This window comes from Pseudooceanicola nitratireducens, from assembly GCF_900109195.1.
Taxonomy (GTDB): Bacteria; Pseudomonadota; Alphaproteobacteria; order Rhodobacterales; family Rhodobacteraceae; genus Pseudooceanicola; species Pseudooceanicola nitratireducens.
In genome coordinates, this window is sequence record NZ_FNZG01000003.1 from 101,561 (window position 1) to 115,988 (window position 14,428).

At 67.5% G+C, this 14,428-nt stretch carries 13 protein-coding genes; all 13 read right to left on the minus strand.

All coding sequences use genetic code 11. From position 1 onward, the window contains the following. Nucleotides 1-337 precede the first annotated feature (337 nt). The 13 genes from BMX99_RS11135 to BMX99_RS11195 all read right to left on the minus strand — a co-directional run bounded on the left by BMX99_RS11135 (nt 338) and on the right by BMX99_RS11195 (nt 14,368). The gene (locus tag BMX99_RS11135) at nt 338-646 is read right to left on the minus strand and encodes a hypothetical protein (protein ID WP_139199498.1); all 309 of its coding nucleotides are present in this window, start codon (nt 644-646) and stop codon (nt 338-340) included. Continuing rightward, nucleotides 643-1,674 carry a YcjF family protein gene (locus BMX99_RS11140; protein ID WP_093451574.1) on the minus strand — a complete coding sequence of 344 codons (1,032 nt, stop codon included), beginning with the start codon at nt 1,672-1,674 and terminating at the stop codon, nt 643-645. Before BMX99_RS11140 ends, BMX99_RS11135 begins: the two co-directional genes overlap by 4 nt. Continuing rightward, nucleotides 1,671-2,156 (minus strand): GNAT family N-acetyltransferase, encoded by a 486-nt coding sequence (locus BMX99_RS11145; RefSeq protein ID WP_093451577.1) that lies wholly within the window; start codon nt 2,154-2,156, stop codon nt 1,671-1,673. The genes BMX99_RS11140 and BMX99_RS11145 overlap by 4 nt, the downstream gene beginning before the upstream one ends. Beyond that, nucleotides 2,153-3,580 (minus strand): YcjX family GTP-binding protein, encoded by a 1,428-nt coding sequence (locus BMX99_RS11150; RefSeq protein WP_093451580.1) that lies wholly within the window; start codon nt 3,578-3,580, stop codon nt 2,153-2,155. Before BMX99_RS11150 ends, BMX99_RS11145 begins: the two co-directional genes overlap by 4 nt. 197 nt (nt 3,581-3,777) lie before the next feature. Then, nucleotides 3,778-5,001 (minus strand): MFS transporter, encoded by a 1,224-nt coding sequence (locus BMX99_RS11155; protein ID WP_093451583.1) that lies wholly within the window; start codon nt 4,999-5,001, stop codon nt 3,778-3,780. Between the two features lie 178 nt (nt 5,002-5,179). Then, nucleotides 5,180-6,493 (minus strand): cobyrinate a,c-diamide synthase, encoded by a 1,314-nt coding sequence (locus BMX99_RS11160; RefSeq protein ID WP_093451586.1) that lies wholly within the window; start codon nt 6,491-6,493, stop codon nt 5,180-5,182. A 4-nt stretch (nt 6,494-6,497) separates the two neighbouring features. Beyond that, on the minus strand, nt 6,498-7,358 hold the full coding sequence (gene cobA, locus BMX99_RS11165; protein ID WP_093451589.1) for a uroporphyrinogen-III C-methyltransferase: 861 nt from the start codon (nt 7,356-7,358) through the stop codon (nt 6,498-6,500). 198 nt (nt 7,359-7,556) lie between these two features. Next, nucleotides 7,557-8,327: a tRNA pseudouridine(38-40) synthase TruA gene (truA, locus tag BMX99_RS11170; protein WP_093451591.1), complete on the minus strand. Its 771-nt coding sequence runs from the start codon at nt 8,325-8,327 to the stop codon at nt 7,557-7,559. A gap of 38 nt (nt 8,328-8,365) precedes the next feature. After that, nucleotides 8,366-9,133, minus strand: coding sequence for a squalene/phytoene synthase family protein (locus tag BMX99_RS11175; RefSeq protein ID WP_093451594.1), 768 nt, complete (start codon nt 9,131-9,133; stop codon nt 8,366-8,368). Beyond that, nucleotides 9,126-10,106: an alpha/beta hydrolase gene (locus BMX99_RS11180; protein ID WP_093451597.1), complete on the minus strand. Its 981-nt coding sequence runs from the start codon at nt 10,104-10,106 to the stop codon at nt 9,126-9,128. The genes BMX99_RS11175 and BMX99_RS11180 overlap by 8 nt, the downstream gene beginning before the upstream one ends. Nucleotides 10,107-10,149: 43 nt before the next feature. Further along, the gene (gene cimA, locus BMX99_RS11185) at nt 10,150-11,784 is read right to left on the minus strand and encodes a citramalate synthase (protein ID WP_093453229.1); all 1,635 of its coding nucleotides are present in this window, start codon (nt 11,782-11,784) and stop codon (nt 10,150-10,152) included. Nucleotides 11,785-11,874: 90 nt separating this feature from the next. Further along, entirely contained in the window at nt 11,875-13,371 is a 1,497-nt protein-coding gene (gene cysS / locus BMX99_RS11190) for a cysteine--tRNA ligase (RefSeq protein ID WP_093451599.1), read from the minus strand. A 235-nt stretch (nt 13,372-13,606) separates the two neighbouring features. Further along, entirely contained in the window at nt 13,607-14,368 is a 762-nt protein-coding gene (locus tag BMX99_RS11195) for a metallophosphoesterase family protein (RefSeq protein ID WP_093451602.1), read from the minus strand. Nucleotides 14,369-14,428: the final 60 nt, after the last annotated feature.

The following is a 14,428-nucleotide window of genomic DNA, read 5'->3' on the forward strand; positions in this document are numbered from 1 at the left end:
CTTGCCCGCCTTATAGGCCCGCCCCCGCACAGGGTAAAGCGACGAATGCCCGCGCCCCGCCCCGCCCGACGCGCTGCGCCCGCCCTATCCAACCTCCCCCCGCCCCCCCCAAACACACCCCCAAACACACCCCCCACCAAAGCGCCCCCTTCCCTCATCCTCTTGCCAGAAATATCCCGGGGGAGCGCGAGGGGGCAGCGCCCCCTCGCCCGCCTCTACGTCGGCACGCCTCTGGCGTGACGGGCCAGCGCCCCCTCGCCCACCTCTACGTGACAAACCTCCGGCGTGACGGGCCAGCGCCCCCGTCCGCTTCACCCCCTCGACGCGAGACAGCCCATCACGACAGAAACTTCTTCCGCGCCTCCCGCGCGATGGCCTGCCGCATCGACAGCTGCGCGATCTGGCGCATCAGCGCCGGCCGGTCCTCGTCCCTAGCCTCAGCATATTCCGCCTTCACCGCCGCCAGCTCCTCGGCCAGCGTGGCCTCATCCGAAACCGCCCCTTCTTCGGCCATGATCCGCATCGCCAGCGCCACCGCCGGGTCCGAGGCATCGGCGACGCGGTCGGGCTCCTGCACCGGGTCCGGCTCCACGACCGCCCTCTCGCGCCGAAACACTCGCGCCAAAGCACGCAAGACCCGGCTCATGCCTTGTCCCCGAAAAGCCCGGTCAGCGCCCGGCGCAGCACGCCAGTTACTGACGGGCGGCGCCCCTCGCCAAAGGGCATGGGACGGCAGACCTCCATCGCGGCGACGCCAACGCGGGCGGTCAGCGCACCGTTCACCACGCCTTCGCCAAAGCGGCGCGACAGCCGGGCCAGCACGTTGCCGCCCAGCACCGATCCGATCATGTCATCGCCCACGGCCACCGCCCCCGTGGCCACCAGATGCGTCATCACCGCCCGCATCAGCCGCCAGGACCCAAGCGTGCCGGACCGCCCGCCATAGACCTCGGCCACCCGGCGGATCATGCGGATATTGCTGGTCATCGCCGCCGCCACGTCCGCAAAGGCCAGGGGCACCAGCGCGGTCACCGTGGCGACCTGGCGCGCGGCGGCCTCGACCTCGCGCAGGGCGGCGGCGTCGAGGGGGGCGACCAGCTCGGCCTCGGCCAGCGCCAGCAGGGACGCGGCATCGAACTGCTCGTCCCGCCGTTCAGAAAACCGGTCGCGGTGCCAGTCCAGATCCGGACGCGCGCGATAGATCGCTTCAAGCTTCTCGGCAAAGTCGCGCGCCTGTTTCAGATCGCCCGAGGTCGCGGCCTCCTGCGCCAGGTGGTGCAGCCGGTCCATACGCGACAGCCGGGCAAAGGCCGCGGCCTCTTTCACCACGATCGCCAGACAGACCAGCCCGAAGGCCGCGATCAGCACCGTCACCGCCCAGCCCAGCCAGAGGTTCGAGGCGATCAGCCCAGTCACCACGTTCCAGGCCGCGACCGAGACAAAGGCCCCGACAAGCGTGGCCAGCAGCCCCCAGAACCACCGGGCGAGCCGCGACGGTCTCCGTCCGGCGAGCGTTGCCGCCATCTGCATCGCGCGCCCCTCGGGCATGGAGCCGGACAGCACCCCCGGCGCATCGGGCACGGGCGGGGCTTCGGCCGGGTTCACCTCGGGGGTGTCGGCGCGGGTATCTTCAAGGTCGATCATCACCGGCCCGCGGCGTTTGCCTTCGCTCATGCGCTTGCTCCTGTTCTTTCGCCCCTCGCCCGGGTCGCATCGCGCCCGGCCTGCCAGACGTATCGAATATCCGGCAGCCCTTCGTCATTGCGCGCGCCGTCGGACCGTTCGGCCTCGATAAACCCCATGCGCAGATAGAACCGGCGCGCCCCGGCGTTGGCCTCGAAGGTGTGCAGCTCCAACTGGTCGACCTGGGCCATCGCGTCCTCAATCAGCCGCCGCCCGATGCCCGACCCGCGCGCGCCCCGCGCCACGTATAGCGCATGCACATAGGCCCCTTCGCGCGCCAGAAATCCCCGGATCACCCCATCCACGGCCACCCGCACCCAGCCAAGGTCGATCAGCCGCCCCAGATGGGCGATATTCTCGGCCTCGGAATACAGCTGCGGCATCCAGCGGTGATCGCGCACCGACTGGCCCAGGATCGCCCCCGTGGCCCCCGCATCCAACGGTTCCCCGTCGCGGATCACCAGCCGGCTCACAGCCGGTCCCCGATCAGGAACTGTGCGGCGCGGTCCAGACGGATATGCGGCGGGCCTTCGCCGGGCTTCAGGCGCAGCAGCGCGGGGGCAAAGCTCATCAGGTCATATTCGCCATCCAGCCAGGCCTGTTGCCCCTGCCGCGCGGGGTTCAGCAACCGGGCGGGATCTTCGGGAAGCTCTCCGGGATACATCGCCGCCTTGCGCCCGCGCGTGCCGTCAGCCTCAAGCAAGGTTCCACGTACGCAATCCAAAGGCCGGCCCTGATGGGTCAGCGTTTCCTCGACCGTGGCCCGTAGGGACGCCAGAGCCAGCGCCTGAGTCTCGGCCCCGGCGAATTGCGCCCGGTCCACCGCATCGCGCACCAGCGCCTGCATGATCCCCGTCAGCGCGCCATGCTGTGCGTGGTGCAGGTGATCCGCCTTGGTGGCCGCAAACAGGATCTTTTCCACCCGCTGGCCGATCAGGATGCGCGACAGGAAGGAATTCCGCCCCGGCCGGAAGGCCCCCAGGATGTCCGCCATGGTCTGGCGCAGATCCTCGACCGCGCGCGGCCCCTTGTGGATCGCGCCAAGCGCATCGACCAGCACCACCTGACGGTCGATCCGGGCAAAGTGATCGCGGAAGAAGGGTTTGGCGACCTGGGATTTATATGCCTCGAAGCGGCGCTCCATCTCGCGCCAGAGGCCCTTGCGCGGGGCCTTGTCCTCGGGCGTCATGGGGGCAAAGGTCAGCGCCGGAGACCCGGCCATTTCCCCGGGCAGAAGGAACCGCCCCGGCGTCAGATCGGAATAACCCGCGGCCCGCGCGGCCTGAAGGTATTCGGTATAGGCCCGCGCCAGCGCCTGGGCCTGCGGTTCATCCCATTCCTCTTGCCCGGCGTGATCCGCCATGACCGCCAGAAACCCTGCGGCCTCCTCCCGGCCGCGCAGCCGCGCCAGCATCTCTTCCGACCATTCCGCGAAACTGCGATCCAGAAGGCCCAGATCCAGCAGCCATTCGCCGGGATAATCGACGATATCCAGATGCACCACGCGCGGCCCCTGGATCCCCGACAGAAGCCCCCGCGGCCGGACCTTCAGCGACAGCCGCAACTCGGAAATCGCACGGGTGCTCTCGGGCCAGTGGGGATCGGCACCGGTCAGCGCGGACAGATGGGGTTCATAGTCGAACCGGGGCACCGTGTCGTCGGGCTGGGGCTGCAGATAGGCGCTGACGATCCGCCCCTCGGACTGCGCCAGAAGCCCCGGCATCCGCGCCCGGTCCAGCAGGTTCGCCACCAGCGAGGTGATGAAGACCGTCTTGCCCGCCCGCGCCAGCCCGGTGACGCCCAGACGGATGACCGGCTCAAAGAAGGCACCCGTCACGGTGTCGCCCACGGCCTCGACCTGCCGCGCGACGCTGTCGGCAATATCGCCAATGATCACGGATTGCGTCCCCTTCTGCCCATGGGGTCAAGATAGGCACGCATCCGCCCGCCTGCCAGAGGTTTTCCAAGGGATTTCCCTTTGGTTTTCCGCGATCTGGCGGGTTCAGGCGCGCGGTTTCCCCTGCGCCCGCCCTGCCCGGGCCCGTCTTGGGCCCGTTCTAAAGCCCCGTCTCAGGTCCCGCCTCGGGCCTGTTCTCAGGCCGCCTGCCCCTTGGGCCGGAAGGCCAGCCAGATCAGCGCCCCGCCCGCCAGCACCAGGAAGGGGGCCATGGCCAGGTTCACCGCCGTCCAGCCCGCCTGCGCGGTGCCGCCCGAACAATTCATCAGCCCGCCCGACGCCATCGAGGCCACGGTGACCCCGCCAAAGACGATCAGGTCGTTCAGCCCCTGCATCCGTCCGCGTTCATGCGGCGCATGCGATCCCGCCAGCATCGTGGTCGCCCCGATGAAGCCAAAGTTCCAGCCCACGCCCAGAAGCACCAGCGCGACAAAGAAATTCTCAAGCTCGACCCCCTGCAACGCCACGGCCCCGGCACCTGCAAGGATGACCAGACCGGCGGCGACGATCTTCTCGACCCCGAATTTCGCGATCAGATGGCCGGTGAAGAAGCTGGGCACATACATGGCCAGCACGTGCATCGACACCACGTCGGCCGCATTGCCCTTGTCGAAGCCGCAGCCCACGACCGCCAGCGGCGTCGAGGTCATCACCAGGTTCATCAGCGCATAGGAGACCATGGCACAGATCACCGCCACGGCGATCGCGGGCGTGGTGATCAGTTCTTTCCGGCTGCGCCCCTTGGGCGCGTCCTGCGACGGCACCGGCGGGCGCGGGATGTCAATGAAGGTGAACAGAAGCGATCCGACCACATTGACCACGATCACCGCCAGGTAGGTGCCCAGGAAGGGCACGACCATGGCGTCCGCCGTCACCTTGACCAGCTGAGGCCCGATCAGCGCCGCCGCCAGACCGCCCGCCATGACATAGGAAATCGCCTTGGGCCGGAAGGCCTCGGACGCGGTATCGGCAGCAGCAAAGCGATAGAACCCCTGCGCCGACATGTAGAACCCGGTAAAGAACGATCCCAGAAGGAAGATCGGGAAGGAGGCGTAATACAGCCCGATGGCCCCGATCACCCCGCCGATTGCGCCGCCTGCGGCCCCCAGGAAGAACCCGGCGCGCCGTCCGTATTTCTGCATGATCGCCGACACGGGCGTCGCCGCGATCATCGACCCAAGCACGATCATGGAAATCGGCAGCGTCGCAAAACACACGTTCGAGGCCAGCGACTGCCCCGCCAGCCCGCCAATGGTGAAGATCATCGGCATCTGCGCGCCCAGAAGCGCCTGGGCCAGAACAAGCACGATCACATTGCGTTTCGCGCGGGCGTCGTCGGGGATGTATTCAGGATTGCTCATGCGAAATCCGTAGCCCGCGACCAAGCCCCGCACAAGCGGCAAACCGCCGCGTGTGGTTGCAGACCTGTGCATGCAGAAACTTGCGCCGGCCCTTGGGACTGACTGAACCCCGGCCCTGGCTTGGTGCTTGGCCCCCTGATCCAGCCCGCTTCTCAGGTCCGCGGCTAAGGAGCGTTGCTCAGCCCCGGTCGATCACATGCGCAAAGGACCCGGCGACATGTCCTCGCCGCAGCCCCATGTCCTCCAGCCGCGTGCCCTCGGCATCCCAGGCCTGGAACAGCGCCTCACCTTCAGCTTTCAGCGTGGTGGCATAGTGGAACTCATGCCCCGCCCAATCGCCCTGCATCGGCCCCTGGCCCGCGCGCAACCGACGATAGCCCAGATGCATCCGCCGCGTCTGGAACGAGGTCTCAAGCCCCAGAAGCCCCGCCATGCGATGCCGGGTGCCTTCGGCATCCACCAGCCCCTCGCCCAGCACCATGTAGCCGCCGCATTCGCCATAGACGGGCCGCGTTTCCGCATGTGCCCGAAGGGAGGTCAGAAACACCTCGGACGCCGCAATGCGCCCGGCGTGAAGCTCCGGGTAACCACCGGGAAGATAGACGAAATCCGCCTGCGGAACCGGATCGTCCATCAGCGGCGAAAACAGCGTGATCTCGGCTCCGCGCGCGCGCCAGTCGCGCAAAAGATGCGGATAGGCAAAGGCAAAGGCCTGGTCCTGCGCCACGGCGATCCTCTGTGCCGGTGGCTCCATACCCGGCGCGTCGCCCGCCTGCGGCAGCCCGGTCGCCAGCTCCACCAGCGCCTCAAGGTCAAAGGGCCGATCCCCCGGCACGCCGCCCTCCAGCGCCTCGGCCGCACGATCCAGGAAGTCCTCAAGATCCGCCCGTTCGCCCGCCTGCACCAGCCCCAGATGGCGCGAGGGCATCGCAAGATCCGCCCGCCGCGGCAGCGCCCCCAGCACCGGCAGGCCCAGAGGCTCCAACGCCCGGCGCAGCATCCCCGCGTGGCGCGCCGATCCGACCTTGTTCAGGATCACCCCCGCCACGCGCACGCCCGGATCATGGCCCGCAAAGCCCGCGACCAGCGGGGCCACCGATTGCGCCATCCGACCCGCGTCCACCACCAGAACCACCGGCAGGGCCAGATCGCGCGCCAGATCCGCCACCGCGCCCCGCCCGTCCGGCGGGGCCCCGTCGAACAGCCCCATGGCCCCTTCGATGACCAAAAGCCCTTCGTCAGCCCCTGCCTCACCCCCGGCCCCGGCCAGCGCCGCCACCCGGGCGCGCGTCATCGCCCAGGCGTCCAGGTTCAGACAGACCCGGCCACAGGCGGCCTCGTGAAATTTCGGATCGATATAGTCCGGCCCGGATTTCGCCCCCCGGACCGCAACGCCCCTCTGCGCCAGCAGACGCAGCAACGCCAGCGTCACCGTCGTCTTGCCCGCGCCCGAAGACGGCGCGGCCAGGATCACCCCCCGGCCTGCAGCCATCGGATCAGGACACCTCGGCCGGTCGCCCGCGCCCCAGGGGATCCAGGTTGCGCGGGGCCTCACCCGCGGCCAGCCCCTGCCAGTCCAGCACCTGACGCATCAGGACAGATCGCCCGATACACAGGATCGCCGGCGGCTCCATGCCGGATCCGGCGATATCCTCGACCATTCGGCCAAGGGTGGTCTCCAGCACCTTCTGATCCGGCGTCGTCGCCTGGGACACCACGGCCACCGGCTCATCCGCCGGGCGGCCCGCGTCCAGCAGCGCGCCTGCGATCTGCGCCACATGTTTCATGCCCATGTAGATCACCAGCACCTGCGCGCCCTCGGCGATGGCCTTCCAGTTCAGCGACCCCGGCGTATTGCCCGACTGGTCGTGCCCTGTGACAAAGGTCACCGACTGGTTCACGTCGCGATGCGTCACCGGGATGCCGGCATAGGCCAGCCCGCCGATACCCGCCGAAATGCCGGGAATGATGCGCACCGGAACGCCGTGCTGGATCAGCGTCTGCGCCTCTTCCCCGCCGCGCCCAAAGACAAAGGGATCGCCCCCCTTCAGCCGCAGCACGCGCTTGCCCTCCTGGGCCAGCTCGACCAGGCGCAGGGAAATGTCGCGCTGCTTGGCCGAGGGTTTGCCGCCGCGCTTGCCGGCATAGATATGCTCGGCCTGGGGGGCCCAGCTCAGCACATCCTCCTGCACCAGCGCGTCGTAGATCACCACGTCGGCCTGGCGCAGGCCATTGACCGCATGCAGCGTCAGCAGCCCCGGATCACCCGGGCCCGCGCCACACAGCCAGACCCAGCCCGGTTGCAACTCGGGCCACCCGCCAACCGGACCTGCCGGCAATGTCAAAGACTCGCTCATCGCTCCAATATGCCCCCTCTGGCGGAAACAGAAAACCCCGCTGCGACGCGGCAGCTCCCAAATGCGTCTCTTTGGTTTTCCCAAATATCCCAGGGGGAGGCGACAGTCCCCGACTGTCGCAGGGGGACAGCGTCCCCCAGCCCCCTCACCATTTCGCGCACCGGCCGGGCCTTGGTCCCAACCGGACCAACACCCCAATTACCCCCCGAACGGCGCATCCGGATAACCAACCCCAACCAGGTACAGCCCCTGCGGCGGGCAGACCGGACCACAGGCCGCGCGGTTTTTCGCCTCCAGCGCCTCGCGCACCCGCTCCGGGGTCCAGGCCCCCGCGCCAACCCGCTCCAGCGTGCCGACGATGGACCGTACCTGGTTGTGCAGGAACGACCGCGCCCGCAGATGGAACCGCAGCTCGGGGCCCGAGAACCCCTCGACCCGCTCCACCCGGATTTCGTCCAGCGTCTTCACCGGGCTCTTCGCCTGGCAGATCACCGACCGGAAGGTGGTGAAATCGTGATGCCCGACCAGATGTTCGGCCCCCTGCCGCACCAGATCCAGATCCAGATCATGCGGCACCTGCCAGACCAGACCCGCATCATGGGTCGCCGGCGCGCGCCGCATCAACAGCCGGAACAGATAGCGCCGCTCCATGGCGGAAAACCTGGCGTGCCAGTCATCGGCCACCCGCACACAGGCGCGGATCGCCACCGGCGCGGGCTTCACGTGATAGTTCAGCGCCTCCGACAGGCGGAAGGGATCCCAGTCTTTCTCCAGGTCGCAATGGGCCACCTGCCCCGTGGCATGCACCCCCGCGTCCGTCCGCCCGGCGGCGGCAATCGTATGCGCCCCCGGCTCCAGACGCGCCAAGGCCGCCTCGATCGCCCCCTGAACAGAGGGCTGATCCGCCTGGCGCTGCCACCCGGCAAAGGGCGCGCCGTGATACTCGATCTGAAGTGCAAATCTGGGCATTCCGGCCCTCTACCTGTCGCGCCGCAAGGCGTAAACCCCTACCACAGCCGCCCCGTCGCGGCGGTCAACGCCAGCCGCAGGCGCGCGGCAAAGGGCCCCGGTTCCAGCCGGTCCTCCTCCACCGCCGCCACGTCCCGCGCCGCCCGGCGCAACACGCCCCGGAACCCCGCCAGTGGCAGGAACGCCCCGCGCGCCGAGGCCGTGAGGCCCGGCAAGCCCCGCCCGACCACGTCGAAAGCCACCAGCCCCTCGCGCGCCAGCGCCGCGATATCGGCACCTTCCGGCAAAGGCTGCCGCCCCGCCGCCCGCAGCGCCGGCACCGCCATCAGCCAGTTCACCAGCCCAAGCGCCCGTCCCGCCGAGGCCGCCATCGCTGTGCCCCCGCCCAGACGCCGCGCCGCCACCTCGATCAGCCCGCCCGCCGTGGCCTCCAGATAGGACCAAAGCGCGGCCTCATCCGCGAACCGCTCACCCGAAATATCCCTCTCCCGCGCCGCCACCAGCCGGTCCAGCGCGGGCACGTCCTCGGCCCGGATCGCCAGCGCCAGGGGCGTCACCACCTCGTGCCGCTTGACCACGCCGCCCTCTGCGATCTCGGCCAGGGCATCGCGCCACCATTGCAGCCGCATCTGCGCGATCATCGGCTCTCCGGTCACCCAGGGCGCGCGCGCCACCTCGATATTGAAGGCATAAAGCGGAAACAGCACCGCCCGCGCCGGCACCGGGGCCGCCATGGCCGCGCGGAACCGCACCGGATCGCCCCGCTCCACCAGGGCGGCACAGGCGTTCAGATCAAAGTCAGCCATTCGCCAGAAAATCCTTCACCGCCGCTTGGGTCGCGGGATCATTCACCACGTCCAGATGGCCCACACCCTCCAGCAGCAGATACTGCCCCTCGCCGGTATATTTCGTGAATTCAGGCTCATAGCCCTCGGCGACAAAGGCCTCGTCCTCGCGCCCCGCCACCAGCAGGAAGGGCGGGAGCGACCCCACATCCTCGCGCCAGTCGCGGCGCGGCGCATAGCCCTTGTTCAACCGCCAGCTATAGGCGGTCGTCGCGCGGTGGCCCTGCGGCCCGCTCAATACCGCGTCGGGCATGCGGAACTGCATCGCCACCAGATGATCCAGCGCCGTGATCCCCGCCATGTTCAGCATCGACAGCCCGATGATCCGCCGGGTCAGCGGCTGCGCCCATCCCCCCGAATTGGGCCTTTGCATCGGCGCGTCATATTGCACGAACGGCGCCAATAGCACCGCCCGATCCATCAGCGCCCGGTTAGCCCCCTTCGCAAAGCGGATCACCAGCCCTCCGCCAGAGGAATGGCCCAGCAGCACAACCCGTTGATTTTCATCGCGTCTATAGGCCCGGATCAGATCCGCCAGATCATCTTCCATCTGGCCGACGTAATCCACATCCCCGCGCCGATCGGGCGCGGCACCATGGCCGCGCAGGTCCGGGGCCAGCACATCGGCCACCTGCGCCAATTCCGCCGCCATCCCGTCGAACTGGCCGCCATCCCAGCCCGAGCCATGCACCAGAACCACCAGCGGCGCGCCCTCGGGCCCCTCCAGATGCCGCACCAAGGTCTTGGATCCATCGCGCAACGGAGCCTCCTGCACCGGCAGCGGCGCGGCACCCGCGCCCATCAGCCGGTCGAAATCCAGACCGCCCGTTCCGCCGACCAGATCCCGCGGCTTTTGCGACGCCACCAGCCCCAGGGCAATCCCCGCCGTGATGGCCAGAGAGATCCCCGCAATCGTCAGCACCTTGATGATCATTTCCGTCCTCTCCCTGCCATTGGCCTTACTGCGGTCCCTGCCGTCAGCCCGCTTGCGTTTCGCGCAGCAGCTTCCAGTTGATCGCATCCAGAAGCGCCTCGAACGAGGCATCCACTATGTTCGGGCTGACCCCGACCGTGGACCAGCGCCGCCCGGCCCCGTCTTCGCTGTCGATGATGACGCGGGTTACCGCCTCGGTCCCGCCCTGGGTGATCCGCACCTTGAAGTCGACCAGGTGCATGTCCGAAATCGCCTCCTGGTACTGGCCCAGGTCCTTGGCCAGCGCAGTCGCCAGCGCGTTCACCGGGCCGCGATCGGTCCCGGCCTCATCCATCGACTCGCTGACCGACAGGCGCTTTTCGCCATCGACCTTCACCACGACGACCGCTTCCGACAGACTGACCATCTGATCGTACTTGTTCTTCCGCCGCTCTACCGTCACCCGGTAGCGCTTGACCTCGAAGAACTCGGGCATCTGCCCCAGGACCTGCCGCGCCAGCACCTCGAAGCTCGCCTGGGCAGAGTCGTAGGTATAGCCGCGATCCTCGCGCGCCTTCACCTCGTCCAGGATCCGCGCCAGCGCCGGATCGCCCGCCGGCACCTCCAGCCCCGCCTCGGCCAGACGGCGGCGCAGGTTCGACTGCCCTGCCTGGTTCGACATCGGGATCACCCGCGTATTGCCGACAACCCCCGGGTCCACATGTTCATAGGTCGACGGATCCTTGAGGATCGCGCTGGCATGCAACCCCGCCTTATGCGCAAAGGCCGAGGCCCCGACATAAGGCGCCTGCTTTACCGGCACCCGGTTGAGGATATCATCCAGCTGACGCGATACCTGCGTCAGCCCCTGCAGGGCCTCTTCGCTCACCCCTGTCTCATATCGGCTGCGATAGGGCTCCTTCAGCAGCAGCGTCGGGATCAGCGTCACAAGGTTGGCATTGCCACAGCGTTCACCCAAGCCGTTCAGTGTGCCCTGAATCTGCCGTACGCCCGCATCCACCGCCGCCAGCGACCCCGCCACCGCATTGGCCGTGTCGTTATGCGTATGGATGCCCAGATGATCGCCCGGGATCCCCGCCGCGATCACCTCACCTACGATCTGCCCAATCTCCACCGGCAGGGTGCCGCCATTGGTGTCGCACAGCACGATCCAGCGCGCCCCCGCCTCATGCGCCGCCCTCAGGCACTCCAGCGCATAGGCCGCATTGGCCTTGTAGCCATCAAAGAAATGCTCCGCGTCGAACAGCGCCTCGCGCCCCTGCGCCACCAGATGCTTGACCGAGGCGCGGATGTTCTCGACATTCTCGTCCAGCTCGATGCCAAGCGCGGTCGTGACGTGAAAATCATGGGTCTTGCCGACAAGGCAGACACTCTGCGTCCCCGCGTTCACCACCGCCGCCAGCACATCGTCATTCTCGGCCGAGCGCCCGGCCCGCTTGGTCATGCCAAAGGCCGCCATCCGAGCGCGCGTCTCGGGCGCTTCGGCAAAAAAGGCACTGTCCGTCGGGTTCGCCCCGGGCCAGCCGCCTTCGATGTAATCCACACCCAGCCGGTCCAGCATGGCACAGATCTGATGCTTCTCGGGCGTCGAGAACTGCACCCCTTGGGTCTGCTGCCCGTCCCTCAGCGTCGTGTCATAAAGAAACAACCGTTCCTTTACCGTGTTGGCCTTAGCCATGCCGCGCCCCTCCATCCTCTTGCCCGAAATATCTCGGGGTCCGGGGCAGCGCCCCGGTCGCTCTCCGCCCCGCGCCGCGGCTGGCCGAGCTCACAGCAGCCCCTCCAGCTTGGCCGGATCGAACCCCGCACCGGGCAACAGCGTCACATCATTTTTCGACATCTGCACCTCGACCCCCGCCTCAATCAGCGCGGCCTTGAGCCGGTCCACCTCGGAAAAATCCTTGCTCGCCATCGCGGCTTCCCGCAATTCAGCAAGCTTCCTGCCAAGTCCTTGCAGATCAGCTTGTCCGTTGGCCGGGTCGCCGCCAAGGCTGGAGTACTGGCTGCCCCGCGTGACGCCATTGTCGCCCGCACGCGCTTCGAAGTAGGCAAACTCCTCAATCAAGCCCTCCGGAGAAAAGCCCAGTAAAACCAAGGTTCCCAGCAGGTTATGGATTTCCGAGTTTTTGAGATATCTGTTCAGATGCGTCAAAGCCAGCGACGTATTGAGATCGTCGCAAAGGGCGTCCACCAGTTCTTTCGGCGGCACAAACAGTGTCAAACTCGACCAGAGATCAAGTTCCAAGGCGTCTTTCAGGCGCAAGGCGATCTTCCGCAGCGTGGCTTCCGCCTCCGCCCGCTTCTTCTCGGTCCAATCCATCGGCTTGCGGTAATGCGTGCCCAAAAACACGAACCGGATCACCTCGCCCGGGACGCCCTGATCCAGCAGATCGCGGACGGTGAAGAAATTGCCCAGGGACTTGGACATCTTCTTGCCCTCGACCTGCAGCATCTCGTTGTGCAGCCAGACGCGGGCAAAGCCGCCGTGGTCGTGGGCGCAGCAGCTCTGCGCGATCTCGTTTTCGTGGTGCGGGAATTGCAGGTCGATGCCGCCGCCGTGGATGTCGAATTCCTCGCCCAGGATGTCATCCGCCATGGCAGAACATTCGATATGCCACCCCGGACGGCCGCGTCCCCAGGGGCTGTCCCAACCCGGCAGATCGTCCGAAGACGGCTTCCACAGCACGAAATCCATCGGATCGCGCTTGTAGGGCGCGACCTCGACCCGAGCACCGGCGATCATGTCCTCGACCGACCGGCCCGAGAGCGCACCGTAGTCGGCATAAGAGCCGACGGAAAACAGTACATGCCCCTCGGCGGCATAGGCGTGGCCACGGGTGATCAGCCCCTCGATCATCGCGATCATCTGCGGGATATACCCGGTCGCGCGCGGTTCATGATCCGGGCGCAGCGCGCCAAGCGCGTCCATGTCGGCGTGATACCAGCCGATGGTTTCCTCGGTGCGCTCGTGGATCAGATCCTCCAGCGAACCCTCGGCCCCCGCCTCTTTGCGCGCAAGGGCGGTGGCGTTGATCTTGTCGTCCACGTCGGTGAAGTTGCGCACATAGGTCACATGCTCACTGCCATAGACGTACCGCAGCAACCGGTTCAGCACGTCAAAGACCACCACGGGCCGGGCATTGCCCAGATGCGCCCGGTCATAGACCGTGGGCCCGCAGACATACATCCGGACGTTCTTGGGATCGATCGGCTCGAAGACCTCTTTCTTGCGGGTCTTCGAATTCGTCAGGCGTATCTCGACCATGATGGTCCCTCGCGGTTGGTCCGCGGGCGGCTTAGCAAGATCGTCGTGATTTGGAAACGAAAAGCGGCCCGCGAGGATGTCTCAGCAGGCGATAATGCAGCAGGTAATGATGCGGCGTGTCGTCATGGCCCAAGGCTTAGCCCGCCCCACCTCCCCTGCCAAGGGAAAAAGGCGCACCCCTTTGAACTGCTTGCCCCCGAGGGCCAGAAGACGCACGGTGAAATCCTCTGCCGCCTCACCCCAGCCAGCCCGTGCCGACCGCCCGCGCCCAGTCGTCGCGGCCGTGGGTCCGGGCCTGTTCGGCCGCCGCGTCGAAGTCATAGTGCACCGCCTGGTGGCTGACCCGCCAGCCGCCCGCGTCGCGATGCACCACCGCATAGCGCGCAAGGGGGCTGCCGGTCTGGACCACATGCGGGCGGGGCGCAGTGTCGGTATAGGCCGGGCAGCCGACCGACCCGGGGTTCACCATCACCCGCCCGTCGGCCAGCTGAAGCACCCGGGGGATATGCGTGTGGGCGTATAGGATCAGCCCAGCTTCGATGCCGGTAGCCAAAGCCTCGATCGCGGCGGGCGGGGCAAGGGATGTCCCCCCCTCGACCACCTGTTCTGTCCAATAGGTGTTATCATCGCCCGGCGTCGCGTGACAGGCAAAGACCCCGTCCCAGTGAAGCTGTCCGGGCAGGCCCCGGATCCAGTCGAACGCCTCCTTTGGCAGCAGAGAGGCGGTCAGGCGGTCGGTCGGGCCCAAATCTTCGCCCGTGCCCTCGATCAGATAGCGATCGTGATTGCCACGCAGCGTCGGCAGACCCCGCCCCTTCAGCTGTTCCCAGACCCCCGCAGGATCCAAGGGCCCGCTGAAGATGTCGCCCAGGTTCACCACCTGGGTGATCCCCTGCGCGGCGATGTCATCCAGCACCGCCCCAAGGGCCAGGGCGTTGCCGTGGATATCGGCCAGCACGGCCGTTCTGTCTGTCCAGTCTATGTTTGTCCAATCCATGGGGCACTCTCGCCCCCGGGCGGATGCGAAAGCAAGTCCCGCCCCTTGCCCCTGCGCTGC